The sequence below is a fragment of the Streptomyces sp. NPDC055632 genome (assembly GCF_053618675.1).
This window is the reverse complement of the sequence record NZ_JBSHHY010000006.1, coordinates 60,719-87,006: the sequence shown is the minus strand read 5'-3', so window position 1 is coordinate 87,006 and position 26,288 is coordinate 60,719. Positions and strand designations below refer to the sequence as shown.

The 26,288-nt window shown below is 72.9% G+C and carries 17 protein-coding genes and 1 pseudogene; 10 read left to right on the top strand and 8 right to left on the bottom strand.

The window, feature by feature from the left end; genetic code table 11:
- Positions 1 to 248: 248 nt before the first annotated feature.
- From ACWGSR_RS11130 to ACWGSR_RS11120, 3 genes and pseudogenes are all read right to left on the bottom strand, one after another.
- Positions 249 to 758, bottom strand: a complete 510-nt coding sequence (locus ACWGSR_RS11130; RefSeq protein WP_453565523.1) for a pyridoxamine 5'-phosphate oxidase family protein — start codon at positions 756 to 758, stop codon at positions 249 to 251.
- Between the two features lie 72 nt (positions 759 to 830).
- A pseudogene (locus ACWGSR_RS11125) lies at positions 831 to 1,202 on the bottom strand (VOC family protein); the annotation flags it as partial.
- A 52-nt stretch (positions 1,203 to 1,254) separates the two neighbouring features.
- Positions 1,255 to 1,974, bottom strand: a complete 720-nt coding sequence (locus ACWGSR_RS11120; protein WP_453565520.1) for a vWA domain-containing protein — start codon at positions 1,972 to 1,974, stop codon at positions 1,255 to 1,257.
- A gap of 146 nt (positions 1,975 to 2,120) precedes the next feature.
- On the opposite strand from ACWGSR_RS11120, the gene ACWGSR_RS11115 reads away from it, so the two are divergent.
- From ACWGSR_RS11115 to ACWGSR_RS11105, 3 genes are read left to right on the top strand one after another with little or no spacing between them, the layout of a single operon-like run.
- Positions 2,121 to 7,274, top strand: a complete 5,154-nt coding sequence (locus ACWGSR_RS11115; protein ID WP_453565518.1) for an HD domain-containing protein — start codon at positions 2,121 to 2,123, stop codon at positions 7,272 to 7,274.
- A complete protein-coding gene (locus tag ACWGSR_RS11110; protein WP_453565516.1) occupies positions 7,271 to 7,597 on the top strand; it encodes a hypothetical protein in 327 nt (108 codons plus the stop codon). Before ACWGSR_RS11115 ends, ACWGSR_RS11110 begins: the two co-directional genes overlap by 4 nt.
- A complete protein-coding gene (locus ACWGSR_RS11105; RefSeq protein WP_453565514.1) occupies positions 7,594 to 8,046 on the top strand; it encodes a hypothetical protein in 453 nt (150 codons plus the stop codon). The genes ACWGSR_RS11110 and ACWGSR_RS11105 overlap by 4 nt, the downstream gene beginning before the upstream one ends.
- 126 nt (positions 8,047 to 8,172) lie before the next feature.
- Here the strand turns inward: ACWGSR_RS11105 and ACWGSR_RS11100 are convergent, their stop codons facing one another.
- From ACWGSR_RS11100 to ACWGSR_RS11090, 3 genes are all read right to left on the bottom strand, one after another.
- Positions 8,173 to 9,633 carry a glutamate synthase subunit beta gene (locus ACWGSR_RS11100; protein WP_376240107.1) on the bottom strand — a complete coding sequence of 487 codons (1,461 nt, stop codon included), beginning with the start codon at positions 9,631 to 9,633 and terminating at the stop codon, positions 8,173 to 8,175.
- Entirely contained in the window at positions 9,626 to 14,185 is a 4,560-nt protein-coding gene (gene gltB / locus ACWGSR_RS11095) for a glutamate synthase large subunit (protein WP_453565512.1), read from the bottom strand. Before gltB ends, ACWGSR_RS11100 begins: the two co-directional genes overlap by 8 nt.
- Positions 14,186 to 14,624: 439 nt before the next feature.
- Positions 14,625 to 15,353 carry a VIT1/CCC1 transporter family protein gene (locus ACWGSR_RS11090; protein WP_376240103.1) on the bottom strand — a complete coding sequence of 243 codons (729 nt, stop codon included), beginning with the start codon at positions 15,351 to 15,353 and terminating at the stop codon, positions 14,625 to 14,627.
- Positions 15,354 to 15,609: 256 nt separating this feature from the next.
- On the opposite strand from ACWGSR_RS11090, the gene ACWGSR_RS11085 reads away from it, so the two are divergent.
- The 7 genes from ACWGSR_RS11085 (at position 15,610) to ACWGSR_RS11055 (ending at position 24,305) form a co-directional block, all read left to right on the top strand.
- Positions 15,610 to 16,605, top strand: coding sequence for an ADP-ribosylglycohydrolase family protein (locus ACWGSR_RS11085; RefSeq protein WP_376240101.1), 996 nt, complete (start codon positions 15,610 to 15,612; stop codon positions 16,603 to 16,605).
- A gap of 593 nt (positions 16,606 to 17,198) precedes the next feature.
- Positions 17,199 to 18,509 (top strand): ADP-ribosylglycohydrolase family protein, encoded by a 1,311-nt coding sequence (locus tag ACWGSR_RS11080; protein WP_453565785.1) that lies wholly within the window; start codon positions 17,199 to 17,201, stop codon positions 18,507 to 18,509.
- Positions 18,418 to 19,641, top strand: coding sequence for an ADP-ribosylglycohydrolase family protein (locus ACWGSR_RS11075; RefSeq protein ID WP_453565508.1), 1,224 nt, complete (start codon positions 18,418 to 18,420; stop codon positions 19,639 to 19,641). Before ACWGSR_RS11080 ends, ACWGSR_RS11075 begins: the two co-directional genes overlap by 92 nt.
- Positions 19,642 to 19,676: 35 nt before the next feature.
- Entirely contained in the window at positions 19,677 to 21,266 is a 1,590-nt protein-coding gene (locus ACWGSR_RS11070; RefSeq protein ID WP_453565782.1) for an ADP-ribosylglycohydrolase family protein, read from the top strand.
- Entirely contained in the window at positions 21,263 to 22,183 is a 921-nt protein-coding gene (gene rbsK, locus ACWGSR_RS11065; protein WP_453565506.1) for a ribokinase, read from the top strand. Before ACWGSR_RS11070 ends, rbsK begins: the two co-directional genes overlap by 4 nt.
- Positions 22,180 to 23,427: a CaiB/BaiF CoA transferase family protein gene (locus tag ACWGSR_RS11060; protein ID WP_376240090.1), complete on the top strand. Its 1,248-nt coding sequence runs from the start codon at positions 22,180 to 22,182 to the stop codon at positions 23,425 to 23,427. The genes rbsK and ACWGSR_RS11060 overlap by 4 nt, the downstream gene beginning before the upstream one ends.
- Positions 23,424 to 24,305, top strand: a complete 882-nt coding sequence (locus ACWGSR_RS11055; RefSeq protein WP_376240087.1) for an HpcH/HpaI aldolase/citrate lyase family protein — start codon at positions 23,424 to 23,426, stop codon at positions 24,303 to 24,305. Before ACWGSR_RS11060 ends, ACWGSR_RS11055 begins: the two co-directional genes overlap by 4 nt.
- Positions 24,306 to 24,382: 77 nt before the next feature.
- On the opposite strand, the gene lgt is transcribed toward ACWGSR_RS11055, so the two are convergent.
- Together lgt and ACWGSR_RS11045 are read right to left on the bottom strand one after the other, a co-directional pair.
- A complete protein-coding gene (gene lgt, locus ACWGSR_RS11050) occupies positions 24,383 to 25,339 on the bottom strand; it encodes a prolipoprotein diacylglyceryl transferase (RefSeq protein WP_453565503.1) in 957 nt (318 codons plus the stop codon).
- A 99-nt stretch (positions 25,340 to 25,438) separates the two neighbouring features.
- Complete coding sequence (locus tag ACWGSR_RS11045) at positions 25,439 to 26,260, bottom strand: DsbA family protein (RefSeq protein ID WP_453565500.1); 822 nt, start codon at positions 26,258 to 26,260, stop codon at positions 25,439 to 25,441.
- Between the last annotated feature and the right edge of the window lie 28 nt (positions 26,261 to 26,288).

Below are 26,288 nucleotides of genomic sequence, written 5' to 3'. Positions count from 1 at the left end.
GCTCCGGCTGTCTCTGCTGTCGCCGGAACACGCGATACGGGTTCCGGTCGTCTGCGCCGGCCCGCGCGGTGCGCGCCCCGGCTCGTTCCCACCGGAACACGTGCGTACGGGCTCCGGTCGTCTCTACCGGAACAATAGTGCGCCCCGGGACCTTCCCGCCCCGCCCGCCCGATGCCCGGACGGATCGGCCCAGCCCAGGCGGCCCCGACGTGGGCGACCTCACAGTCGCCGGGCCCGGGGGCCGGTGTTCACGCGTCCCTGCGCGGCGGGGCGTCGCCGTTGCCGCGCCGGGTCGTCCACGCGGGCCGCCCCGGCACCCAGCTGCGCAGGACGAGCTCCTCGCCGTCCACCCGGGTCCGTACGACCTCGGTCGGCTCCGTACGGAAGAGGTGGAAGGGCGGTGGCGCGCTCGCCTCGGCCGCGTACCGCTCCAGGATCCCGGGATCGGTGATCTCGACCGCCCGCCCGGAGACGCGGACGTCCCCGCCGCCCATGTCGGTGCCGGGGCCGGGGTTGGCGAGCAGCGTGAAGCGGGGGTCGCGGCGCAGGTCGAGCGCCTTGCGCGAGTTCGGCATCATGCCGAGCCACAGCTCGCCGTCGCGAAAATCCGCCTCGATGCCGCTGAGGCGGGGCGAGCCGTCCTTCCGCAGGGTGGCGAGGACGTGGTGGGTGTACTGCCCGAAGCGCTCCCGCACGGCGGCGGCGAGCTCGGGTTCGGCGGCCCCGAAGGCCGACCAGGTGGTTCCGGTGTCTTCCATGGTTCCAGGGAACACGGAATACCCGACACCCTTTGTCGGGTTCGCCTCCGCCCGGTCGCGCCGGGGTCAGGCGGCCTCGCGCTCCGCCCGGCTGCGCTCGACGCAGAACTCGTTGCCCTCGGGATCCGCCAGGGTGGCCCAGCCGGTGCCGTCCGGGTTCCGGCGGTCGTCGAGCAGTACGGCGCCGATGCCGATCAGCCGCTCGACCTCCTCGTCGCGGGTGCGGTCCTGCGGCTGGAGGTCGAGGTGGACGCGGTTCTTCGCCGCCTTCGGCTCGGGCACCTGGATGAAGAGGAGGGAGGCTCCGGGCGACTCGACGAGCGCCTCCTCGTCCCCCGGCCTGTCGTCGTCGGAGAGCCGGGCGTCGAAGACCCGCGCCCAGAAGGAGGCGAGGGCGTAGGCGTCGGCGCAGTCGATGGTCACGTGGCGTACGAGAGAGGTCATGGCGTCATGATCCACGCCGGGGCCGGAGGGCGGCCACCGCTTTCCGGCTGCCTCACCCCCGGACGATGCCCCGGGCCCGGGCGGCGGTGAGCCACATCGGGAACTCGGAGAGAAGCCGGTCGTACAGTTCGGCGTCCGGGACCCGGTCGGGGTCCTGTCCCGCGTGGAAGAACCCGGCGTTGTCGACGGGCCGTTTTCCCGGGACGTCCAGCTCGTCCAGCCTGCGCAGGAAGTCGAACTGCCGGCTGTCGGGGTCGCCGAAGCCGATGAACTGCCAGAAGAGCGGCAGCCGGGCCGCCTTGCACACGTACCGCTCGGCCGCCGGCTTGCTGGTCGGCCCGCCGTCGGTCTGGAAGACGACGAACGCGGGATCGGTCGCCCCGCTGTCCAGGTAGTGGTCGACGACCGCGTCCATGGCCAAGTGGTAGTTCGTCTGCCCCATGTGCCCGAGCTCGGCGGCGATCCGGTGGATCCGTCCCTTGTGGTCGTCGAGCCGTATCTCGGTCTCCGCGTCGACGTCGGTGGAGAAGAACACCACGGGCACCCGTCCGTCGTCGTCGAGGTGCGCGGAGAGCCCGAGCACCCGGTCGGCGAGCGCCTGCACGGCGCCGCTCCTGTAGTACGGCCGCATCGACCCCGAGTAATCGACGACCAGGTAGACGGCGGCCCGCTGCCCGTCGATCCCGTGCCGCCGCAGCGACTCCCCCGCCGACTTGTAGAGACTCACGAGCGCGGGCGCGGTCTCCTCGACCTTCCGCAGGTTCAGTGCCATGGGCGCTCCCCCTCGTACGTCGCCGTGCCCGGCGTGCCGTCGAGCGTACGACAGCTCCCGCATGACGATCCGTCAGTACGGCTCCGCTACCGGTGGGAGGTCTGGAATCATGGCCGCCCGGGACGGGGCGGCGGAAGCGGGGGCGCGTGGGCACGACGGTGGAAAGCAACGCGGAGACGGGCGCGGAGGCGGAGGACGCGGGCGTCCGCAGGGCCTTGCTGATCGGTGTCCGCGACACCCCGAACCTGGCCCGCAACCCCCGCTTCACCGACCGGTACCCGCCCCTGGAGTGTGTCGACGGGGACGTCCGGCGCATCGCGGAGGTCCTGGACGCCTCGGCCTACCAGGTGGAGTGCTACCACCCGGACCACGAGGACGAGGAACATCACGACACGTCCCGGGACATGATCAAGCAGGCCATCATGGACCTGTTCGACTCCTGTTCCCCTGGAGACACCGCCCTCGTCTACGTCTCCAGCCACGGCGTCATGATCGGAGACAGCGACTACATACTCCCCTCCAGCGTCCGGTCCAGTGCCGCGGGTGAGCTGATCACCGGGACGCTGATAGAGGCGACCGTCTCCGACCTCCTCGGCGAAGTCCCGGAAGGCGTGGCCGTCGTCGTCTGCCTGGACACCTGCCGTACGGACACGCCCGGCCGCGCTCCGAAGGGGAACAACCCCTACGTGGGCAACGCCCACGACAACGTGGTCTGGCTGCGTGCCGGCGGCCGCGGCCAGCCGACGTTCGCGGACCCCGAACGGGGCAGCTACTTCGGCCTCGCCCTGTCCGAGGCACTGTCGCCGATCAATTCCCCGCAGACCCTCGGAGAGATCAAGGACTTCGTCCGGGCCCGCGTCCGGGTCCTGACGCGGACACTCGACGGACCGGCGCCGACGGTCGAGCTCAAGGCCGCTGCGGGACGCGAGGACTGGGCGCGGGAACTGAGCCTGTGCAAGGGCTCCCGGGAGACCACCCACTGGAAGGAGGTCATCGGCGGCTCCGTCCTGTGGCAGCACACGTCGGGAACGGCCGCGACCCACGAGCGGGTGAAGGAGGGCCTGGTGGAGCTGGCGGCCGAGGTCGCCAGGGGTCGCGTCCTCACGAAGTCGGCGCTCGACACGCCTTGGCACGACCCCGACTACCCCGAACGGGTCGTCCGCCTGCTCGGGCAGCTCGTGGAGCGTGCCGGGCTGCGCGACGTCAATCGGCTCTCTCCCGCCGAAACCGCGGTCCTGCTCGCCGCACCGCTGCTGCACGAGGGCGTCGTCGCCATCGCCCTGGGCGAGCTCGCGGCCCTCCGGCCCGACCGGCTCGACCGCCTGGAGAATGACGGCCGGGGCAGGAAGCCGGCCACCCGTCACGAGGAGCTGGTGTGCGAGGCGGCAGCCGACACCTGCTGGGCCCATCCGCAGGTGCTCCGGACCGCCGGGACGCTGTGGCGGCGCAAGCCCGCCGACGCCGCGATAGCCGCCGACCACTGGCTGCGTCACCGCTTCATCGCCGACTGGGACCGGCTGTGGGACCGCACCGACAGCTACGAGTCCGTGAACAAACTCCTTGACATGGTGGTCAAGGCGGTCTCGGCGGCCGCCGAGGGAATGCCGGCCCCCCAGCCCTCCGAGGTGGACCAGCAGGTCCGCCGGATCCTCCCGCACATGACGGTGGCTCCCGGCTCCACCCCGCGCATCGACGCCTCCAGGAGCCCCGGCTGGAACCGCAAACACCTTCCCGTCCCCGGCAACGGATGGCGCGCCAAGGAACTCGCCCGCCTGCTGTGGCTGGCCGCGCTGCTGGCGGCCGACCCGCGCCGCATGTCCGGCGTGCTCGTGGACCACCTGGGCGCGCGCCGTCCCCTCGTCCCGGCCGACGTGGTGACGGCGCTGGCCGGCCTGGGCTGGGAGGTCATCGACCGGGACGGCACGACGAGCTACGCGCTCCGCCTCGCCTGCCCGCACCCCGCACTGCACGCCGCCCTGGAGGAGCTGGCAGCGACCGCCGACGCCTCGGTGCGGGACCTCCACCAGGAGTGGCACGACAGCGGGCAGCCCGCGCCGTACCTGCTCCGGGGCGTGCCCCAGCAGGTGACCACACAGCACCTCGAACCGGCCGACCCGAGCTACACCGCGCCCCTGGAGCGGTTCCGCCTCGCCGAGGACGAGATTCGTCCGCTGCTCATGGGAACCCAGCTCTACGGCGACCGGATGCTCGCGGTGCGGGAGCTGTACCAGAACGCCCTGGACGCCTGCCGCCACCGGAAGCAGCGCGCCGAGTACGGTGTCAGGCGAGGCCTGTTCGACGGCCCCGCGCCCGATCCTGAGATCCACTTCGTCCAGGCGTACGACGGGGACCGCCCGTACATCGAGTGCCGCGACGAGGGCTCCGGCATGAGCCGCTCCAAGCTCACCTCCATGTTCGCCCGTGCGGGCAGGCGGTACGCGCAGGACCCCGACCACGTCCAGGAACGGCGCAACTGGCGTCGGGCCGGCATGGAGCCGATCCCCTTCAACAGCCGCTTCGGCATCGGGGTGTTCAGCTACTTCATGCTGGCCGACGAGGTCACGGTCCACAGCGGGGCGATCGACCAGTACGGCAACCCCTCCCGTCTGGCCGCCCCACTCCGGGCCACGGTCCAGTCGGGCTCCGGGCTGCTCCAGATCCGCGAGGCCGAGAGCGGACCGGCGGGCGGAGGGACGGTGGTGCGGCTCTACCTGAGTCCCGAGGAAGACACGGACGACCTTCCGTCGGTGGTGAAGACCCTGCGGCGGCTGCTGTGGGTGAGCGACTTCCCGGTGACGGCGGTCGAGCTGGACCGGGACGGGGAGGTGATCCGCTCGGATGCCTGGAAGCCACGAGAACTCAAGGCTCCCTCGGCGCGCGCCGAGGGATGGCACGGCAAAAAACCGGCGCGGGCCAGCGAGAACAGCTGGATCGTGCAGGGGGATGGGCAACTACTCCTCGACGGCGTCGCCGTGGAGGACGCCACCAAAGTACAGGGCTATGTCTTCAATCTCAGGGAGAAGCACCGGCCGCAGCCGAGCGTGAGCCGGAACTCACTGCTTTCCTACGACGAGGGAGGCGTGCGAGAAGAGCTTCTCGCGGCGGTTCCGGCCGCGGCGTCCGCCATCACAGAGGTGCTGCTGCCGTGGCTGTGGCGCTTGGCGGGCGACGAACCCCGTCTCGCCGTCCCGATCTTCGATCACCTGTCGCCCGAGGCGATCGGTGTCATGGAGGCGGATTTCGACGAGTTCCCGCTGCCCTCGGATCCTGTGCCGCTGCGCCGGGTCGGCGTCTTCGAAATGGACCGCACCCATGCCGAGCTACAGGGCACCGAGAACACCAGACTGGCGCTCTCACAGGGCGAAGACAGGATCCTCAGAAAATGGCGGCTGACCGCGCTGGGAATGAGGCCGCCCGGAGGGAGTCCATTCACACCCGAGGGCTACCCCGAACCGACGGGCCTTGACCTCCTGCTCGTCTCCCCCGATTTGTTCAAAGGACCGTGGCTGGCCCCCCTCAAGGTCGCGGCACTCGCCGGCGTCCCGTTCTCCGAGAGCGTCCGGAAGGCACGTCGGTACGCGATCGCCGGCGCCCGTGTACCGGCCGCCCAGCTCGTCCGGGGCAGATCCACGGCAGGTACGCCCCTTACCCTGATGGTGGAGCTCTGCGAAGTCTACGAGGGCGGCACCGCCGCGGCGTCGTTCGCGGAGCACCCGGCCCCCTCCTTCCCCCTGTTGTATGTGGCGGCCCGGCACGAGGTGCCGCCGTCTCATCTGCTCCCCGCGTTCGAAGCGCTTCTCAGTCTCGGGGTGGAGCTCCCGGATGTGAGCGCCCTGTCTTCCGTCGGCATGCGGACCGAGCTCCTGGAAGCCGAGGTCGAATTCCTCCACTCTCAGCGCCCCCACTCGCCCGGGTGGGACGGGAAGGTCCATCCCATCGATCTACTGCTGCACGCGCCCCAACCCGCCCAGCGACGTCGACTGGCCGATTGGATCACGGCTTTGGAACCGCTCGGCATCTCCCACAGCGGCACCGTGCGCGAAGAGACCCTCGACCGCCCCGCGCTCACTCCTTTCGAGGAGAAGCTGATGTCGCGCGACTTCGACGGCCTGTACCCGTGGCTTCAGGCCGGTCGTCTGACCGTGCTGGAGCTCATCGCACACAGTGCTGGCCTGCTGCACCCATTGGGCGATATGACAGAGGAGATCACACGGCTCGCACCGGCCACCGGCGTCATAGCACCAGACGTGCCCCCGGAATGCCACGACTGGGTCCCAGCAGCATGGACCGGACAGGCAGCGATTCCCCGCAGCCACCCGACGCCGAAGAGCACGATCTCCATCTGGTACCTACTTTCCCACGCGTACCGTCACAAACCCCGCCCGTCGCCGGAGGAACTGCGGCGGGAACTCACTTTCCTGGACTCCTGCGGCTGCCTGACGGATCCCGTCGACAGGATCGTGGAGCAGTTCGAACAGCTTCCCCCCGCCCTCGGCAGGCTGTTGGGAAGTGAATGGCTCTGGAGAGTAGGATCGATTCGTTGGGACCTCGACGACGGGAACGTCGGAATCCCGCTGCTGTTGAGGTTCGCGTCCGAACGCCATTCCTCCCTCGGCGACATCGACGACATGGCGCGGATGAAGACTCTGTTCCCGCTACATATCCCCGAACTCCCGGCGCAGGTAAGCGACCTGATGACCGAGTTCGCCGATCTGTCCGCACTGTTGCACACTACCGAACGCGGAGATGCCTTTCGGGACCGACTGGAGATCAAGAATCTCCTCGACCTCGCCCGGAACCGTCACACCACCCTCGGCCGAGCCGTCTCCGTCCTCGACTCCTACCGCTGCCTCGGCGCACCCCCCGTTCCCGGAACCGTCACCGAAACCCTCGCGCAACTCCGCCCCACCGACTTCGACCTCGCCGCCTTCGAGCCGGGCCTGCTCGGTCCCGGCATCCTCGGTCCCCTTGAACTGGTGCTGGTGGCGGGCCGGTTCGGGCACACGCTCGGTGAGACCCACGACCGCTACGCGCCCTTCGAGGACCTCGGCCTCAAGGTCACTGTTCCCGCGCCCGAGGGCGCGGAGCGCGAGATCGTCCCCGACTGGCGTGACGTCATCGTCCTCACCGAGCAGCTGACCGGTCGCACCCCCGCCGTCTCGGGAACCATCACCGCCGAGCACATCGTTCTCTGTGCCGAGGAGACGGAGGAGTCCGAGGACGACGTCCGCGGCCGCCTCCGCCGCTACTCCCGACTGTTCTCGCTCGTCGTTCCCATCCCTGGAGGAGCACGCTCGTGAGCGCCACCGTCCCGTACGAGGACATGAGGTTCCCCGTCACCCAGCCCCTCACAACCTTCCTCTGGGAGGTGCGGGGCCCCGACCGCGTGGAGGCCAGGGGCGAGTGCCCCCGGTGCCGGTGCGTGACCGTGAAGGTCTGGCAGGAGGTCCAGTACGTCACCAAGGGCCCGTCCAAGCCCTTGCGGGGCCTCTTCGACGACGGCGAGCCGAGGCTTGCCATGTGCGAGTGCGAGACCTGGCACGTGAACCGACCGGCTCAGGTCCCGGACGGCTGCGGCGCCTCTTTCTGGCTCGCACCCCCGCCCCAGGGGCTCTCCCTTTGAGGGAGTTCAGCGAGCACGAGCTGCGGGAAGCCGACCTGCGGATACGGGCGATGGCGGCCCCGCCCGAGCAACTCAGGGCAGCGCTCCAGCAGGCGGAGGGGTACCGGAACTTCCTCACCACCCTCACCGGGCTGCTCACTGTCGTCTTCGTGCTTAAGGGGCAGGAGAACCTGAGCAAGATGACCACCGGCCCGAGGTGGTGGGTGATCGGATTGCTCGCCGGGGCCTTCCTGCTGCTCCTCGCGGCCTCCTGGATGATGGTCTCCGCCGTTCACGAGCGCCCCGGCCGGAAGCTGGAGACCGACGCGAAACGCCTCTTGGAGTACGAGGTGAAACGGGCGAAGTCGGTGGTGCGGATGACCGCCTGGGCCCGCTGGATGGGTCTCGTCGGCGTCCTCGCCGTCTCCGCCGCCTCGCTGGTCACCTGGATCTGGCCCGGAAAGAGCTGAGCCGACAAGAGCTGAGAACGCGCCGCGGCGCCCTCCCAGTCGTCCGGTCGGGGACATTCGGGGGGCGCCGCGCTCAGTTCCGTACGTCGTTGTACGGGACGTTCGGGGGGGGGTGATCCGGCGGGATCAGACCATCAGGGAGCGGTCCGTCGGGCGGATCGGGGCCGGCAGGGAGCTGGCGCCGGTCAGGTGGCGGTCGACGCCGCGGGCGGCGGAGCGGCCCTCGGCGATGGCCCAGACGATGAGCGACTGGCCGCGGCCCGCGTCGCCGGCGACGAAGACGCCGTCGACGTTGGTGGCGAAGTCCGCGTCGCGGGCGACGTTGCCGCGCTCGTCGAGCTCCAGGCCGAACTGGGCGACCAGGCCGTTCTCGACGTCCGTGCCGGTGAAGCCCATGGCGAGGGTGACGAGCTGGGCGGGGATCTTGCGCTCCGTGCCCGGCTTCTGGGTCAGCCTGCCGTCGACGAACTCGACCTCGACGAGGTGGAGGGACTGGACGTTGCCGTCCTCGTCGCCCTCGAAGTGGGTGGTGGAGACGGAGTAGACCCGCTCGCCGCCCTCCTCGTGCGCCGAGGTGACCTTGTACAGCATGGGGAAGGTCGGCCAGGGCTGGCCCGGGTTCCGCTCCTCGCCGGGGCGGGGCATGATCTCCAGCTGCGTGACCGAGGCCGCGCCCTGGCGGTGGGCGGTGCCGACGCAGTCGGCGCCGGTGTCGCCGCCGCCGATGACGACGACGTGCTTGCCCTCGGCGGTGATCGGCGGGGTGACGAAGTCGCCCTCGACGACCTTGTTGGCGAGCGGCAGGTACTCCATCGCCTGGTGGATGCCGTTCAGCTCGCGGCCCGGGACGGGCAGGTCGCGGGCGGTGGTGGCGCCGGCGGCGATGACGACCGCGTCGAACCGCTTGCGCAGGTCCGTCGCCGTCAGGTCGCGGCCGATCTCGATGCCGGTGCGGAACTTGGTGCCCTCCGCGCGCATCTGCTCGATGCGGCGGTTGATGTGCCGCTTCTCCATCTTGAACTCGGGGATGCCGTAGCGCAGCAGGCCGCCGATGCGGTCGGCGCGCTCGTACACGACCACGGTGTGGCCGGCCCGGGTGAGCTGCTGGGCGGCGGCGAGGCCGGCCGGGCCCGAGCCGATGACGGCGGCGGTCTTGCCGGAGAGGCGCTCGGGCACCTGCGGCTTGACGTCGTTCGCGTCCCAGGCCTTGTCGATGATGGAGACTTCGACGTTCTTGATGGTGACGGCCGGCTGGTTGATGCCGAGCACGCACGCGGACTCGCAGGGCGCCGGGCAGAGGCGGCCGGTGAACTCCGGGAAGTTGTTGGTGGCGTGCAGGCGCTCCTGCGCCGCCGACCAGTCCTCGCGGTAGGCGTAGTCGTTCCACTCGGGGATCAGGTTCCCGAGGGGGCAGCCGTTGTGGCAGAACGGGATGCCGCAGTCCATGCAGCGGCCGGCCTGCTTGCTGATGATCGGCAGCAGGGAGCCGGAGACGTAGACCTCGTTCCAGTCGCGGACGCGCTCGGCGACGGGACGGGTCTCGGCGACCTCGCGGCCGGTGGTGAGGAAGCCCTTCGGATCAGCCATGGGTCGCCGCCTCCATCATCTTCTCGGTGGTCTCGGCCTCGGAGAGACCGGCGAGCTCAGCGGCGTCCTTGGCGGCGAGCACTGCCTTGTACGTGGTGGGGATGATCTTGCTGAACCGGGTCGCGGCGGCGTCCCAGTCGGCGAGGAGCTTCTCGGCGACCGTGGAGCCGGTCTCCTCGTGGTGGCGGCGCACGACGTCGTGCAGCCAGGCCGCGTCGGTCTCCGACGGGGCCTCGATCGCCCCCAGGTTGCCGGAGTTGACGTTGTCCCGGTCGAGGTCGATCACGTAGGCGACGCCGCCCGACATGCCGGCCGCGAAGTTGCGTCCGGTCTCGCCGAGGACGACGGCCGTGCCGCCGGTCATGTACTCGCAGCCGTGGTCGCCCACGCCCTCGGAGACGACGAGGGCGCCGGAGTTGCGGACGCAGAAGCGCTCTCCGGTGCGGCCGCGGAGGAACAGCTCGCCGCCGGTCGCGCCGTACGCGATGGTGTTGCCCGCGATGGTGGAGTACTCGGCCAGGTGGTCGGCGCTCCGGTCGGGGCGGACGATCACGCGGCCGCCGGAGAGGCCCTTGCCGACGTAGTCGTTCGCGTCGCCCTCCAGGCGGAGGGTGACGCCGCTCGGCAGGAAGGCGCCGAAGGACTGGCCGGCGGAGCCGGTGAAGGTGATGTCGACGGTGTCGGCCGGGAGGCCGGCGCCGCCGAACTTCTTGGTGACCTGGTGGCCGAGCATGGTGCCGACCGTGCGGTTGATGTTGCGGATCGCGACCTGGGCGCGGACCGGCTGGGCCTCCTCGGCGGAGGCGGCGTTCAGGGCCTCGGCGGCGAGCTGGATCAGCTGGTTGTCGAGGGCCTTCTCCAGGCCGTGGTCCTGCTCGACCAGGGCGTGGCGGACCGCGCCCTCCGGGAGGTCCGGCACGTGGAAGAGGGGCTCCAGGTCGAGGCCCTGGGCCTTCCAGTGGGTGACGGCGCGGCTGGTGTCGAGCAGTTCGGCGTGGCCGACGGCCTCTTCGAGGGTGCGGAAGCCCAGCTCGGCGAGGATCTCGCGGACCTCCTCGGCGATGAACTCGAAGAAGTTGACGACGTACTCGGCCTTGCCGGAGAAGCGGTCGCGCAGGACCGGGTTCTGGGTGGCGATGCCGACCGGGCAGGTGTCGAGGTGGCAGACGCGCATCATGATGCAGCCGGAGACGACGAGCGGCGCGGTGGCGAAGCCGAACTCCTCGGCGCCGAGCAGCGCGGCGATGACGACGTCGCGGCCGGTCTTGAGCTGGCCGTCGGTCTGGACGACGATCCGGTCGCGCAGGCCGTTGAGCAGCAGGGTCTGCTGGGTCTCGGCGAGGCCGAGCTCCCAGGGACCGCCGGCGTGCTTGAGCGAGGTGAGCGGCGAGGCGCCCGTGCCGCCGTCGTGGCCGGAGATGAGGACGACGTCCGCGTGGGCCTTGGAGACGCCCGCGGCGACCGTGCCGACGCCGACCTCGGAGACCAGCTTCACGTGGATGCGGGCGACCGGGTTGGCGTTCTTGAGGTCGTGGATCAGCTGGGCGAGGTCCTCGATGGAGTAGATGTCGTGGTGCGGCGGCGGGGAGATCAGGCCGACGCCGGGCGTCGAGTGACGCGTCCTGGCGACCCACGGGTAGACCTTGTGGCCGGGCAGCTGGCCGCCCTCGCCGGGCTTGGCGCCCTGGGCCATCTTGATCTGGATGTCGTCGGCGTTGACCAGGTACTCGCTGGTGACGCCGAAGCGGCCGGAGGCGACCTGCTTGATGGAGGAGCGGCGCGCCGGGTCGTACAGGCGGTCCGGGTCCTCGCCGCCCTCGCCGGTGTTGGACTTGCCGCCCAGCTGGTTCATGGCGATGGCGAGGGTCTCGTGCGCCTCCTGGGAGATGGAGCCGTACGACATGGCGCCGGTGGAGAAGCGCTTGACGATCTCGGAGGCGGGCTCGACCTCGTCGAGGGAGATCGGGGCACGGCCCTCGGCGAAGCCGAAGAGGCCGCGGAGGGTCATGAGCCGCTCGGACTGCTCGTTCACCCGCTCGGTGTACTTCTTGAAGATGTCGTACCGCTTGTTGCGCGTGGCGTGCTGGAGGCGGAAGACGGTCTCCGGGTCGAACAGGTGCGGCTCGCCCTCGCGGCGCCACTGGTACTCGCCGCCGATGTCGAGGGCGCGGTGCGCCGAGGGGACGCCGGAGGCGGGGTACGCCTTGGCGTGGCGGGCGGCGACCTCCTTGGCGACGACGTCGAGGCCGGCGCCGCCGATCTTGGTGGCCGTGCCGTTGAAGTACGTGGCGACGAAGGTCTCGTCGAGGCCGACGGCCTCGAAGACCTGGGCACCGCGGTAGGAGGCGACGGTGGAGATGCCCATCTTGGACATGACCTTGAGGACGCCCTTGCCGAGGGCGTAGATCAGGTTCCGGATGGCCTGCTCGGGCTCCAGGCCCTCGATGAAGGTGCCGGCGCGGACCAGGTCCTCGACGGACTCCATGGCGAGGTACGGGTTGACGGCGGCGGCGCCGTAGCCGATGAGCAGGGCGACGTGGTGGACCTCGCGGACGTCGCCGGCCTCGATGAGCAGGCCCACCTTGGTGCGCTGCTTGGTGCGGATGAGGTGGTGGTGGACGGCCGCGGTGAGCAGCAGCGAGGGGATCGGGGCGTGCTCGGCGTCGGAGTGCCGGTCGGAGAGGACGATGAGGCGGGCGCCGCCCTCGATGGCGGTGTCGGCCTCGGCGCAGATGTCCTCGATGCGGGCGGCGAGGGCGTCGCCGCCGCCGGAGACCCGGTAGAGGCCGGAGAGGGTCGCGGCCTTCATGCCGGGCATGTCGCCGTCGGCGTTGATGTGGACGAGCTTGGCCAGCTCGTCGTTGTCGATCACCGGGAAGGGCAGGGTGACGCTGCGACACGACACGGAGGTCGGTTCGAGCAGGTTGCCCTGGGGGCCGAGCGAGGAGCGCAGCGAGGTGACGAGCTCCTCGCGGATGGCGTCCAGCGGCGGGTTGGTGACCTGCGCGAAGAGCTGGGTGAAGTAGTCGAAGAGCAGCCGGGGGCGGGCGGACAGGGCCGCGATCGGGGAGTCCGTGCCCATGGAGCCGAGGGGCTCGCCGGCGGTGCGGGCCATCGGGGCGAGGATGACGCGGAGCTCTTCCTCGGTGTAGCCGAAGGTCTGCTGGCGGCGGGTGACCGAGGCGTGGGTGTGGACGACGTGCTCGCGCTCGGGGAGGTCGGAGAGCTCGATCTCGCCGGTCTCCAGCCACTCCTCGTAGGGGTTCTCGGCGGCGAGGGCGGCCTTGATCTCGTCGTCCTCGACGATGCGGTGCTCGGCGGTGTCGACGAGGAACATCCGGCCGGGCTGGAGGCGGCCCTTGCGGACGACCTTGGCGGGGTCGATGTCGAGGACGCCGACCTCGGAGGAGAGGACGACGAGGCCCTCGTCGGTGACCCAGTAGCGGCCGGGGCGCAGACCGTTGCGGTCGAGGACCGCGCCGACCTGGACGCCGTCGGTGAAGGTGACGCAGGCCGGGCCGTCCCAGGGCTCCATCATCGTGGAGTGGTACTGGTAGAAGGCGCGGCGGGCCGGGTCCATGGTCTCGTGGTTCTCCCACGCCTCCGGGACCATCATGAGGACCGCGTGGGGCAGGGAGCGGCCGCCGAGGTGGAGCAGCTCCAGGACCTCGTCGAAGGAGGCCGAGTCGGAGGCGTCCGGGGTGCAGATCGGGAAGATCCGGTCCAGCGGTCCCTCGCCGAAGACCCGGGAGTCGAGCTGGGCCTCGCGGGCGGTCATCCAGTTCCGGTTGCCCTTGACGGTGTTGATCTCACCGTTGTGGGCGACGAAGCGGTACGGGTGGGCCAGCGGCCAGCTCGGGAAGGTGTTGGTGGAGAACCGGGAGTGGACCAGGGCCACGGCGGTGGCGCAGCGGCGGTCCGACAGGTCCGGGAAGAAGGGCTCCAGCTGGCCGGTGGTCAGCATGCCCTTGTAGACGAGGGTGCGGGCGGAGAGCGACGGGAAGTAGGTCGCGGCCTCGCGCTCGGCGCGCTTGCGCAGGACGAAGGCCTTGCGGTCGAGCGCGATGCCCGTGTTCTCGCCGTCGGCGACGAAGAGCTGGCGGAAGACCGGCATGGTGGACCGGGCGGAGGCGCCGAGCAGCTCGGGGGCGACGGGGACCTCGCGCCAGCCGAGGACGTTCAGGCCCTCCTCGGCGGCGACGGCCTCGATCTTCGCGACGGTGGCGTCGATGCCGTCCTCGGGGAGGAAGGCGATGCCGACGGCGTACGCGCCGGCCTCGGGGAGCTCGAACCCGGCGACCTCGCGGAGGAAGGCGTCCGGGACCTGGAGCAGGATGCCCGCGCCGTCACCGGAGTCGGCCTCGGCGCCGGTGGCGCCGCGGTGCTCGAGGTTGCGCAGTACGGTCAGCGCCTGCTCCACCAGCGCGTGGCTGGCTACACCGGTGAGGGTGGCCACGAACCCGACACCGCAGGCGTCGTGTTCGTTACGGGGGTCGTACATCCCCTGCGGAGCGGGGCGACCGTCCATGGGCGACCAGGCGTCGGAACGCATCGGCTCTCCCGTCGTCGTCGTGGCATATGCAGCTGCCGAGGGACGACGTTGGCCCTCCGCGAAATTTCGTGCAGGTTACATGATGGCTGGCTTCTCGCGAAGCGGATAGCTCGTTCCAACATGCGGACACCGCAGACACGCAGCGGTGGTACTGGTTCACCTGTGGGGTGCGGCGACAGGCACTGTCCCGCGGGGACGGATCGAGGGGGTCCGCACGATCTCCGGATCTCCGGCGAGCCGTCGCTGGGTGGGCTTCGTTGCCCACTGGCGCTCATGCCTCTTTCCCGTTGGTCACGGGTTCGAAACCGCCGAGTAACCGGCTATGTATGTGGCGCTCCGCATAGTGTCTCATCGCGGCGGCGGATCGGGCCAGGGAGATACGTCACAGGCGATATGCGGCTTGGGTCCGGAAAAGAGGGGCGCTCCGGGGGCCCCGGGGCTACAGCGCGGCGCCGAAGAGCATGCCGAGCCCGTACGTGACGGCCGCGGCGGCACCGCCGAGGACGAGCTGGCGCATGCCGCTGAAGAACCAGCCGCGGGCGGTCACCCGGGCCACCAGGGCACCGCAGGCGAAGAGCCCGAGGAGGGCGAGCAGCACGGCCGGCCAGAGGGCGGTCGCCCCGAGCAGGTACGGCAGGACGGGCAGCAGCGCGCCGAGCGCGAACGAGCCGAACGACGAGACCGCGGCGACCGCCGGCGACGGCAGGTCGTCGGGGTCGATGCCGAGCTCCTCGCGGGCGTGGATCTCCAGGGCCTGGTCGGGGTCCTTCGAGAGCTGCATCGCCACCTCGCGGGCGAGGGCGGGCTCGACGCCCCGGGAGACGTAGAGCGCGGCGAGCTCCTCCATCTCGTCGACGGGGTGCTTGCGCAACTGGCGTCGCTCGACCTCCAGTTCGGCCTGGACGAGTTCGCGCTGCGAGGCGACGGAGGTGTACTCGCCCGCGGCCATGGAGAAGGCGCCGGCGGCCAGGCCCGCGAGGCCGGTGACGGCGACGGTGCCGGAGGAGACCGCGCCGCCGGCGACGCCGGTCATCAGGGCGAGGTTGGAGACGAGTCCGTCCATCGCGCCGAAGACCGCCGGACGCAGCCAACCGCCGTTCACGTCGCGGTGCGTGTGGTTGTCGCGGTGGGCCTCGTGCAGCGGTGCCTGGGCTTCGACGATGGACATCGTGCTCCCCTCTTCACGGCGGGCCGGGACGTGCCCGCCTCCCCCTCGACTACCCTCGAAAATACGCTCGATGTAAGGGGCGCGCTAGCAAGGCAGGCCGTACTTACCAAGGCTCGCCTCACCGACGGTCCGGCCTCTGGCGGGGTGTCAGGCGGGTGACAGAGACGTTTCCGCGGCGAGTTCCCGGGCGGTGGTGGCACAGATCCAGGCAACGGGGCGCCGCCGGTGCGCCTCCCCGAGGAAGGAGCCGCCGCACATGGGCACCACCACGGCATGCGACACCCGCGAACGGGCGAGGGGGGCGCTCCTCGGCCTCGCCGTCGGCGACGCGCTCGGCGCGCCCGCCGAGAACATGCGGCCCTCCGAGATCCGGCGCCGCTGGGGCCGGATCGAGGGCTTCGTGACGGAGAGCCCGGCGGGCACGGACGACACCGAGTACGCCGTCTTCTCGGGGCTGCTGCTCGCCCGGCACGGCTCGGCCCTCACAGTCCGGCACGTCGAGCGGGCCTGGCACCGCTGGATCGCCGACCTCGACGAGGGCCCCTTCCGGGGCGCGGGCTTCTCGGAGCGGGGCACCCTGGAGAACCTCCGGCGCGGGCTCGCGGCGCCGATCTCCGCGCAGCACCGGCACGCCTGGAGCGACGGCCTCGCGATGCGCGCGGCGCCGTTCGGGGTGTTCGCCGCCGGGCGCCCGGCGGAGGCGGCCCGGCTCGTCGCGATCGACGGCAGCGTCAGCCACGAGGGCGAGGGCATCTACGGCGGCCAGGCGGTCGCGGCGGGGGTCGCGGCGGCGATGGCGGGGGCGAGCGTGACGTCGGTGATCGCGGCGGCGCTCTCCGCCGTCCCGATGGACTCGTGGACGGCCCGCTCGCTGCGCCGCGCGGTCGTGGCGGCCCAGCGGGTCCAGCCGGACCCGCTCGTCCGCGAGCGCCAGGTCCGCTCGGCGGTCGTCGTCGGCGGCTACCCGTGGACGGACCTGGCGCCGGAGGCGGTGGGCCTGGCGTTCGGCGCCTTCGCGGCGGCGCGCGGGGACTTCCGCACGGCCGTCCTGACCGCCGTCAACATGGGCCGCGACGCCGACACCACGGCGGCGGTCGCGGGCGCCCTGGCGGGCGCGATGTCGGGCGTCCGGTCGATCCCGGCGGAGTGGGCCACCGCCATCGCCCCGGTCACCGGAAGCTGCCTCCCCTCCATGCGCGGCTACCACGTCCTGGACATCGCGGACCTGCTGACCCCGGAGGAGGCGGCGTGAACGGGGAGAGGACGGATCCGCCGGGGACGGGGACGCTTGCGGACAGCGGTACGGCCACCGGTACGACCACGGGTACGGCCACCGGTACGACCATCGGTACGGCCACGGGGGCGGGGCCGCTCGCACCGGCCCCCACGGCGAACAGCACCCCGGGGCCGGACACCGCCCCTGCGGGCGGCACCGCGTCGGGGGCGGGCATCGCCGGGACCCTCGGGGACGGGACGGCGCCGAGTGCGGGCGGCACGGTGCTGGGTGCAGGCAGTACGACATCGGGTACGGGCGGCACGACACCGGGTACGGGCAGTACGACATCGGGTGCGGGCGGCACGACACCGGGTACGGTCACCGCTACCGCCCCCACCGGCAGCACCGCCCTGGGTGCGGGCATCGCCGCCACCCCCGTGGGCGGCACCGCGCCAGGAGGCGGCACCGGCACCGTCACCACCCCCGCGGGCAGTCGTCCCGTCGGGTACGGGGGTCCCTTCTCCGGAGGAGGCTGGGCACAGACCCCGGTGCGGGGCACCGGCCTGCTGAACGGGGCCCCCGTGGAGCCTGCGGCGCCCCCGGTGCGGGACGCGCACGACCGGACCCCGGTGCCGACCGACCGGACCGAGACGCGGACCGAGACGCCGACCGCCAAGGCCCAGCCGCCGAGCACCCAGGCCCAGCCACCGACCGCCCAGGTCCCCGCACACCGCGACGCGATCGAAGGACTGCTCCTCGGGCTCGCCGCGGGCGACGCCGCCGGGTGGCCCGCCGCCCGGCACCGGGCCGCCCGGATGCCCGAGTGGACCCGCCGCCTCACCCGGGAGCTCGACACCTTCGCGGAGCAGAACGCGACGACCACCCTCCCCGTGCCCCTCGCCCTCAACCAGCCGCCCGAGCCCCTCCTGCTCGGCCCCTCCGACGACGCCGAGTGGGCGGTCTTCACCGCCGAGGCGATCCTCGCCTCCGCCTCCCCCGCCCTCGCCGGGCTGCCCCCGGAGCGCCGGCTCCGCGCCGCCGTCGACCTCGCCTGGAACGCGCTCGCCGGCCAGGTCGCGGCCGCCGCCGACCGCGCCCCCGAGGTCGAGTCCGCCGTCCTGCCCCTCCGCGCCCGGATCTCCGTCCGCGCCGGCCTCGGCAACCTCGCCACCGGTCTGCGCCCGCCCGCGACCGGGCACGACAACCCGCACTACTTCGACGACGCCGCCTGCGTGCGGGCCGCCGTCCTGGCCCTCGTCCACCCGGGCGATCCGCGCGCCGCCGCCGAACTCGCGGAGTTCGACGCCCGGTACACCCAGGACGGCGACGGCGTCCACGGCGCCCGCGCGACGGCGGCGGCGGTCGCCGCGGCCCTCGGCGGGGCGACCGCCGAGGAGGCCGTCGGGGCGGCGCTCGCCGAACTCCCGCCCGCCACCGAGATCGGCCGCAACGCCCGGCACGCCGTGGAGCTCGCCCGGACCGCCGGCTCGGCCTTCGAGCTGGTCCCGCTCCTGGAGCACCGGATCGTGGACCACGTCTACAGCTACGGCGTCGCCGCCGCCGAGACCGTTCCGGTCGCCCTGGCGCTCGTGCTCGCCGCCCGGGGCGAGATGACGGCCGCGGTGCCGGCCGCCGCCTGCCTCTCCCGGGTCGCCGACTCGGCCCCGGCGCTCGCGGGCGCCCTCACCGGGGCGCTCGGCGGCGGCCGTTCGGTCCCGGCGACCTGGCGCGAGGCCTGCCGGACCCTCGCGGGCTGCGCGCTGCCCCGGCTCGCGGGGACGGACCTGGTGGAACTCGCCGGGCTGCTCGGAGCCACGGAACCGGCCGCCCCAGGTGGACAATTCCGACATGGACCCCACTCTGGACGTGCCCACCCCGGCTGTACGCACACCGAACACACCGAGCGCGCCGACCGCACCGGGCCTTCCCACCCTGGATGACCGGATCACCGGCAGTCTCGTCGGGGCCGCCGTCGGCGACGCGCTCGGCGGCCCCGTCGAGGGCTACACCCCCGAGCAGATCCTGGAGCGCCACGGCGGCCGCGTCACCGGGATCGTCGGCCCCTGGAACGGCGACGCCTGGCGCACCGCCCGCCCCATCGCCCCGTACCACAAGGGCGACGGGCACGTCACCGACGACACCCTGATGACCCACACCCTGATCCGGGTGTACGAGAAGGTCCGCGGCCACCTCGACGCGTACGCCGTCGCGGACCACCTCGTCCCCGAGCTCATGAACTCCCCCGTCTGGATCCCGGAGCTGGAGGCGGAGGCGCTGCCGCTCCAGCGGATCTTCCTCGCCGAGAAGTGGATCGTGACCCGGCTCCACTACGGCCACGTGGACCCCCGCGAGGCCGGCAGCGGCAACATCGTCAACTGCGGCGCCGCGATGTACATGGCGCCGGTCGGGCTCGTCAACGCCGCCAACCCCCGGGCCGCCTACGCCGAGGCCCTCGACCTGGCGGGCGCGCACCAGTCCTCGTACGGGCGGGAGGCGGCCGGCGTGTTCGCGGCGGCGGTGGCGGCGGCCTGCGTGCCGGGCGCGACGCCGGCCTCGGTCGTGGACGCGGCCCTGTCCCTGGCGAAGGACGGCACGGAGGCGGCGATCGAGGCGGTGGCCGAGGCCGCCGCCCGCCACACGGACTTCGAGACCGCCCTCGCTCCCCTGCGCGGGGCGGTCGCCCCCTTCGACACGGTCGGCCCCGACTACCGCGCGCCGTCCCTCGGCGCCCGGCGGCCCTCCCGGCTCCACGCGATCGAGGAGCTGCCGATCGCCCTGGGGATGCTGCTCGTCGGCGGGGGCGACTTCCGGCGCACGGTCCTGGGGGCGGTCAACTACGGCCGGGACTGCGACTCGATCGCCACGATGGCGGGGGCGATCGTGGGCGCGCTGCACGGCGAGGCGGCCGTTCCCGCCGACTGGGCGAAGCGGGTGGCGGAGGCGAGCCGCCTCGACCTGCACGCCCCGGCGCGGGCCCTGGCCGGGGTCGCCCGCGAGGTCTTCGCGCGGGACGCGGAGGCGCGCCGGGCCCACGAGTCGGCGTTCGCGGCGCTGACGGGCGAGGACCGGTGAACCTCCGTGTGACCTGGGTGCAGCCGGAGGACCTGGTGGGCCACGAGCTCCGGCAGGCGGCGGAGGACGGCCGCGACGCCCGCGTCCCGGCGGCCCGCTGGGCGGCGGCGGGCGGCCCGCCCGCCCCGGAGGCGGCCGGCGCCTCCGAGACCCCCCGCCCGGACCTCCGCCCCCTGGCGGAAGAACTCCTCGACGCCCTGGCCACGCTGCCCTCCCCTCTCGCGGAACACGAGCCGACCGCGCTCCCCGCGATCCAGGCCCTGACGACCGCATCCGCAGGAGGGCCCCACGGTGAGGCCGGGGACGGACAGACTCCGGCCCCGGTACCGGGCTCCCCGTACGACGGCCACGAGGCCCTGGCGCCGGGCGTCTCGCCGCACCCGCCCGAAGCGCCGGGACCCCGGGGATCCGGGGGCACGACCCGCCGGAACGCCCCGTCCGAAGGGACGGGACCCCGGGAGCACGGAAGTCTCGGGGGCCACGGGGGCGCGCCCCCCGGGCCCGGCAGGCTTCCGGAAAGCGGAGGTCCCCTCTTCCCGGGCGCGGGAAGGGGAACGGCGCACGACCCCGCGCTCCTCCCCCGTCTGCACGCCGCCTGGCTCGGGCGGGCCGTCGGCTGCCTGCTCGGCAAGCCCGTCGAGAAGCTGCCCCTCCCCGCGATCCGCGCCCTCGCCCGCGCCGCCGGCAACTGGCCCCTCACCACCTGGTTCACCGCCCGGGGCGTGCCTCCCGGACTGCTCGCCGCGCACCCCTGGAACCGGCGCTCCGCCGCCACCTCCCTCGCCGAGAACATCGACGGCATGCCCGAGGACGACGACCTCAACTACCCCCTCCTGAACCTCCTCCTGCTCCAGCGGTACGGCCGCGGCTTCACCACCTCCGACGTCGCCCGCCTCTGGCTCGACGAACTCCCCGCCGGCCGCACCTTCACGGCCGAGCGCGTCGCCTACCGCAACCTCCTCGACGGGGTCGAACCCCCGCTGACCGCCGTCCGCCGCAACCCCTTCCGCGAGTGGATCGGCGCCCAGATCCGGGCCGACGTGCACGGCTGGACCCACCCGGGCGACCCGGTCGCCGCAGCCGCGCAGGCGCACCGGGACGCGGTGCTCACCCACACCGCCAACGGCGTGTACGGCGCCATGTTCGTCGCCGCCACCGTCGCCGCCGCCGCGTCCGGCACCGCCGACGTCCACCGGGCGCTCGCCGCCGGACTCTCCGTGGTCCCGCCCCGCTCCCGCCTGGCGCGGGCGGTCCGCCGGGGCGTCGCGCACGCCCGCGCCCACGCCGGCTTCGACGCCGTCGTGGACCGGCTGCACGCCGAACTCGGCGGGTACCACTGGGTGCATGCCGTCCCCAACGCCGCCCTGCTCGCCGCCGCCCTCACCCACGCCGACGGCGACTTCTCCCGCTCCGTCTGCGCGGCGGTCTCGGGCGGCTGGGACACCGACTCCAACGGCGCCACCGCCGGTTCGGTCGCCGGGCTGCTCGCCGGACACCCCGACCGGCTGCCCGAACGCTGGACCTCCCCCCTCAAGAACCGCCTCGCGACCTCGGTCCCGTCCTTCGACGGCATCGGGTTCGACACCCTGGCCGAACTGACACACCTGGAGGCAGTACGCCCATGACCAGCATCGTCGTGCTCGGCAGCACGAACATGGACCTCGTCGCCTACGTGCCGAGGGCCCCGGCCCTCGGCGAGACCGTCACCGGCCGCTCCTTCCGCACGATCCCCGGCGGCAAGGGCGCCAACCAGGCCGTCGCCGCCGCCCGCGCCGGCGCCGAGGTCGCCATGATCGGGGCGGTCGGCACGGACGGCTTCGGCACGCAGCTCCGGGCGACCCTGGAGCACTGCGCGGTGGAGACCGATCTGCTGCGCACCGTCGAGGGCCCCTCGGGGACCGCCCACATCGTCGTGGACGACGAGGGCGGCAACGCGATCGTTGTCGTCCCCGGCGCCAACGGCACCGTCACCTCCCTCACCCACGGCGACGAGGCCCTCATCGGCACCGCCGACACCCTGCTCCTCCAGCTCGAACTCCCCCTCCCCGTCGTCGTCGAGGGCGCCACGGCCGCCCGCCGGCGCGGCGTCCGCACCCTCCTCACCCCCTCCCCCGCACGGCCGCTCCCGCCCGAACTCCTCGCCGTCACCGACCTGCTGGTGCCGAACGAGCACGAGGCCGCCGCGCTCACCGGTCTCACCGATCCGCGCGCCGCCGCCGAGGCCCTGCTCCAGGACGTCCCCGAGGTGGTCGTCACCCTGGGCGCGGCCGGCAGCCTGTACGCGGCGCGCGGCGCCGAGCCGGTCACCGTGCCCGCCCGCCGGGTGCGGGCCGTGGACACCACCGGCGCCGGCGACACCTTCGTCGGCGCCCTCGCGGTCGCCCTCGGCGAGGGCCGTCCCGCCCCGGAGGCGATCCTCTGGGCGCAGACCGCCGCCGCGCTCTCCGTCCGGCGGGAGGGCGCGTCGACCTCGATGCCGTACCGCGTCGACATCGAAGCGGCCTTCCGCTCCCCCGAGACCCTGGAGGCCGATCCCGTATGACAACCCTTCCCGCGCCGGACGGCACACCGGCCGACGCCGCCGCCGCACCCGCAGGCCCCGTCCCTCCCCTCCACGGACTGCGCGTCCTGGACCTCGCGACCCTCTTCGCCGGGCCGCTCGCCGCCATGATGCTGGGCGACTTCGGCGCCGACGTCGTCAAGGTCGAGCACCCCCGCAAGCCCGACCCGTCCCGCGGCCACGGCCCCGCCAAGGACGGCATCGGCCTGTGGTGGAAGGTCCTCGGCCGCAACAAGCGGACGATCACCCTCGACCTGTCCGCGCCGGGCGGCCGCGACACCCTCCTCGCGCTCGCCGCCGACGCCGACGTGATCGTGGAGAACTTCCGGCCCGGCACCCTGGAGCGCTGGGGCCTGGGCTGGGAGGAGCTCTCCGCCGCCAACCCGCGTCTGGTCCTGGCCCGGGTCACCGGCTTCGGCCAGTTCGGCCCGTACTCCCACCGTCCCGGCTTCGGGACTCTCGCCGAGGCGATGAGCGGCTTCGCCGCCATCACCGGCGAGCCCGACGGCCCGCCGACCCTGCCCCCCTTCGGCCTGGCCGACTCGATCGCCGCCCTGGCCACCGCGTACGCCGTGATGACCGCGCTCACCGCCAGGACGACGACCGGCCGCGGCCAGGTCGTCGACATGGCGATCATCGAACCGATGCTCTCCGTCATCGGACCCCACCCCCTCTGGTACGACCAGCTCGGATACGTCCAGCCCCGCACCGGCAACCGCTCCCGCAACAACGCCCCGCGCAACACCTACCGGACCGCCGACGGCTCCTGGGTCGCCGTCTCCACCTCCGCGCAGTCGATCGCGGAACGGGTCCTGAACCTCGTCGGCCGCCCGGAGCTGATCGACGAGCCGTGGTTCGCCGACGGCGCGGGCCGGGCCGCGCACGCGGACGTCCTGGACGAGGCGGTCGGCTCGTGGATCGCCCGCCACACCCGCGACGAGGCCATGGCGGCCTTCGAGAAGGCGGAGGCGGCCATCGCCCCCGTCTACGACGTCCGGGACGTCCTCGACGACCCGCAGTACCAGGCGCTCGGCACCGTCACCGAGGTGGCGGACCCCGAGCTGGGGCCGATCCGGATGCAGAACGTCCTCTTCCGGCTCTCCGAGACGCCCGGCGCCATCCGCTGGCCCGGCCGCCCGCACGGCGCCGACACCGCCGCCGTCCTCTCCGAGCTGGGCCTCAGCCCCGCCGAGATCGGCGCCCTCCGCGAGCAGGGGGCGGTATGAGCGGACCGCACGGCGTCCGGAACCTGGGCCGGGTCAGCGGCCCCCGCGAGCGGACCGGCGCGCCCGTCGCGAGCGGCACCGCCGGACCGCACACCCCGCTCACCTGGCTGTACGCGCCCGGCGACCGGCCCGAGGTCGTCCGCAAGGCCCTGGCCTCCGGCGCCGACGTCGTCATCGTCGACCTGGAGGACGCGGTCGCCCCCGACCGCAAGGCGTACGCCCTGGACGCCACGGCCGATCTCCTCGCGGACGTCCACCCCGTCCCGGTCCACGTCCGCGTCCACACCCCGCTCGACATCCCCGTCCTGACCCCCCTCCCCGGCCTCTGCGGTCTCCGTGTGCCCAAGGTGACACACGCCACTGACATCCACCGGATCGCCGGCCTCGCCCCGGGCCTCCCGCTCTACCCGCTCCTGGAGAGCGCCCTCGCCGTGGAGAACGCGTACGCCGTCGCCTCCGCCCACCCCGCCGTGCGCGGCATCGCGCTCGGCGAGGCCGACCTCCGCTCCGACCTGGGGGTGCGGGAGGACTGCGGGCTCGACTGGTCGCGCGGCCGGCTGGTGGTCGCGGCCCGCGCGGCCGCCCTGCCGCCCCCGGCCCAGTCGGTCCACCCCCACGTCCGCGACCTGGAGGGGCTGGCCGCCGACTGCGCCCGGGGCCGGGCGATGGGCTTCCTGGGCCGGGCGGCCATCCATCCCCGCCAGCTCCCGGTCATCGAGCGCGCCTACCTCCCCACCCCGGAGGAGGTCGACGCGGCCCGGGAGATCGTCGCCGCGACCGGGCAGGGCGCGCTGGCCCTCCCGGACGGGCGGTTCGTGGACGCGGCGGTGGTGGAGGGCGCCCACCGGGTCCTCGCCCTCGCCGCCCGGGCCGGGTGACCCGTACCCCCGTACGCGGAAGGGCCGCCGTAACCTTTCGGCTCCGGCGGCCCTTCCGATCTCCGCGGGCGGGGAGGTCAGCTCTTCCCGGCTCCGTGCTCCACGTCCTTGCCGAGGTCGACGGCGTCGGAGGAGGCGTCCGGCTTCGCGTCGCCGTCCGCGTCCGTCTCCGTGTCCTTGTCGGACTCCTCGGCCTTCTCGGACCCTTCCGGCGTCTTCTCCGCCTTCGGCTCCACGATCTCCTCTCGTCCCGGGCGGACCCGCGACGAGACGACGATGTAGACCACCGCGAGCACGAAGACGACGATCGCCGTCCACACGTTCAGGCGCAGGCCGAGCACGTGGTGCGCCTCGTCGACGCGCATGTACTCGATCCAGCCCCGGCCCGCGCAGTACGCGGCGACGTAGAGCGCGAAGGCGCGTCCGTGGCCGAGCTTGAAGCGGCGGTCGGCCCAGACGACGAGGAGGGCGACGCCGACGCACCAGAGCGACTCGTACAGGAAGGTCGGGTGGTAGGTCCCGGCCTCGCGGTTCGCGCCCTCGCTGATCTTCAGGGCCCAGGGCAGGTCGGTCGCCCGGCCGTACAGCTCCTGGTTGAACCAGTTGCCCCAGCGGCCGATGGCCTGGGCGAGGGCGATGCCGGGCGCGATGGCGTCGGCGTACGCGGGGAGCGGGATGCCCCGGCGGCGGCAGCCGATCCAGGCGCCCACCGCGCCGAGCGCGATGGCGCCCCAGATGCCGAGGCCGCCCTCCCAGATCTTGAAGGCGTCGACCCAGTTCTCACCCTCGCTGAAGTACAGCTGGTAGTCGGTGATCACGTGGTAGAGGCGTCCGCCGACGAGGCCGAAGGGCACCGCCCAGACGGCGATGTCGGCCACGGTGCCGGCGGTGCCGCCCCGGGCGATCCAGCGCTTGTTGCCGTACCAGACGGCGACGAAGACACCGATGATGATGCAGAAGGCATAGCCGCGCAGCGGGATCGGTCCGAGGTGGATCACGCCGGTCGACGGGCTGGGAATGTAGGCAAGGTCCATGGCAGGTCCGACGCTACCCTGCCGGGCGGGCGGGACGGCAGCCCGCCCGGCAACGTCTGGGTAACTAACCCCGGCGGACGGACCCGTCCGGAGGGCCGTTCAGCCGGCCGACGGGGAGGTCGTGCCGGGCTTCTTGCCCTTGTTGGCCTCGGCGACCCACTTCTTCAGGTTCTCCGGGGAGAGCTGCTCGTTCCCCTTGGTCGGGAAGATCGACTCGCCGTTGAGCAGGACGGTCGGGGTGCCGCGGAAGCCGCCCTTCTGGAAGGCCTCGTTGGACTTCACGACCCAGCTGTCGTGCGTGCCGTCCTCCACGCAGCTCCGGAACTCCGGCGTGTCGAGGCCGGGCACCTTCGCCGCCAGCTCGATCAGCTTCTTGTCGTCGCCGAAGGCGTCGTCCGTCTCCTGCGGCTGGTTGATGTAGAGCGTGTCGTGGTACGGGGTGAACTTCCCCGCGTCCTGGGCGCACGCGGCGGCGTTCGCCGCGCGCAGCGAGCCGCTGCCGCCCATGTTCCCGTCGATGAGGGTGGCGAGGTGGTACTCGGTCCTGAGCTGCCCCGAGGCCTCCAGCTCGTGGATGGAGTTCCGCATCACGTTCTCGAACTGGGCGCACGCCGGGCAGCGGAAGTCCTCCCAGATCTGGAGGGTGGCGGGGGCGTCCGGCCGGCCGGTGGGGATGGCGGGCTTGTCGCCCTCGACCGAGGTCGACGGCGCGACCACGGGCCCCGCCTTGTCGGATCCGCCGCCCTTGTCGGCGTTCGCGGCGATCACGCCGACGACCGCGGCCAGGGCGAGGACGCCGACCACCGCCGACGACACGATCAGCACGCGTCGCTGCCTGTCGCGGGCCTTGTCGCGCTCGCGCTGCTGCTGAAGGCGCTCCCGCGCGTTCCGGTTGCCGTCACCACGGCTGTTCTGGCTCACGCCCCGGACAACGAACCGGGGAGGCACG

What these genes read in the sequence shown, in the direction of transcription:
- ACWGSR_RS11130 (WP_453565523.1), bottom strand. Translation starts at nt 758, where the DNA reads ATGGAAGACACCGGAACCACCTGGTCGGCCTTCGGGGCCGCCGAACCC.
- ACWGSR_RS11120 (WP_453565520.1), bottom strand. Translation starts at nt 1,974, where the DNA reads ATGGCACTGAACCTGCGGAAGGTCGAGGAGACCGCGCCCGCGCTCGTG.
- ACWGSR_RS11100 (WP_376240107.1), bottom strand. Translation starts at nt 9,633, where the DNA reads ATGGCTGATCCGAAGGGCTTCCTCACCACCGGCCGCGAGGTCGCCGAG.
- gltB (WP_453565512.1), bottom strand. Translation starts at nt 14,185, where the DNA reads ATGCGTTCCGACGCCTGGTCGCCCATGGACGGTCGCCCCGCTCCGCAG.
- ACWGSR_RS11090 (WP_376240103.1), bottom strand. Translation starts at nt 15,353, where the DNA reads ATGTCCATCGTCGAAGCCCAGGCACCGCTGCACGAGGCCCACCGCGAC.
- ACWGSR_RS11085 (WP_376240101.1), top strand. Translation starts at nt 15,610, where the DNA reads ATGGGCACCACCACGGCATGCGACACCCGCGAACGGGCGAGGGGGGCG.
- ACWGSR_RS11075 (WP_453565508.1), top strand. Translation starts at nt 18,418, where the DNA reads ATGGACCCCACTCTGGACGTGCCCACCCCGGCTGTACGCACACCGAAC.
- rbsK (WP_453565506.1), top strand. Translation starts at nt 21,263, where the DNA reads ATGACCAGCATCGTCGTGCTCGGCAGCACGAACATGGACCTCGTCGCC.
- ACWGSR_RS11060 (WP_376240090.1), top strand. Translation starts at nt 22,180, where the DNA reads ATGACAACCCTTCCCGCGCCGGACGGCACACCGGCCGACGCCGCCGCC.
- ACWGSR_RS11055 (WP_376240087.1), top strand. Translation starts at nt 23,424, where the DNA reads ATGAGCGGACCGCACGGCGTCCGGAACCTGGGCCGGGTCAGCGGCCCC.
- lgt (WP_453565503.1), bottom strand. Translation starts at nt 25,339, where the DNA reads ATGGACCTTGCCTACATTCCCAGCCCGTCGACCGGCGTGATCCACCTC.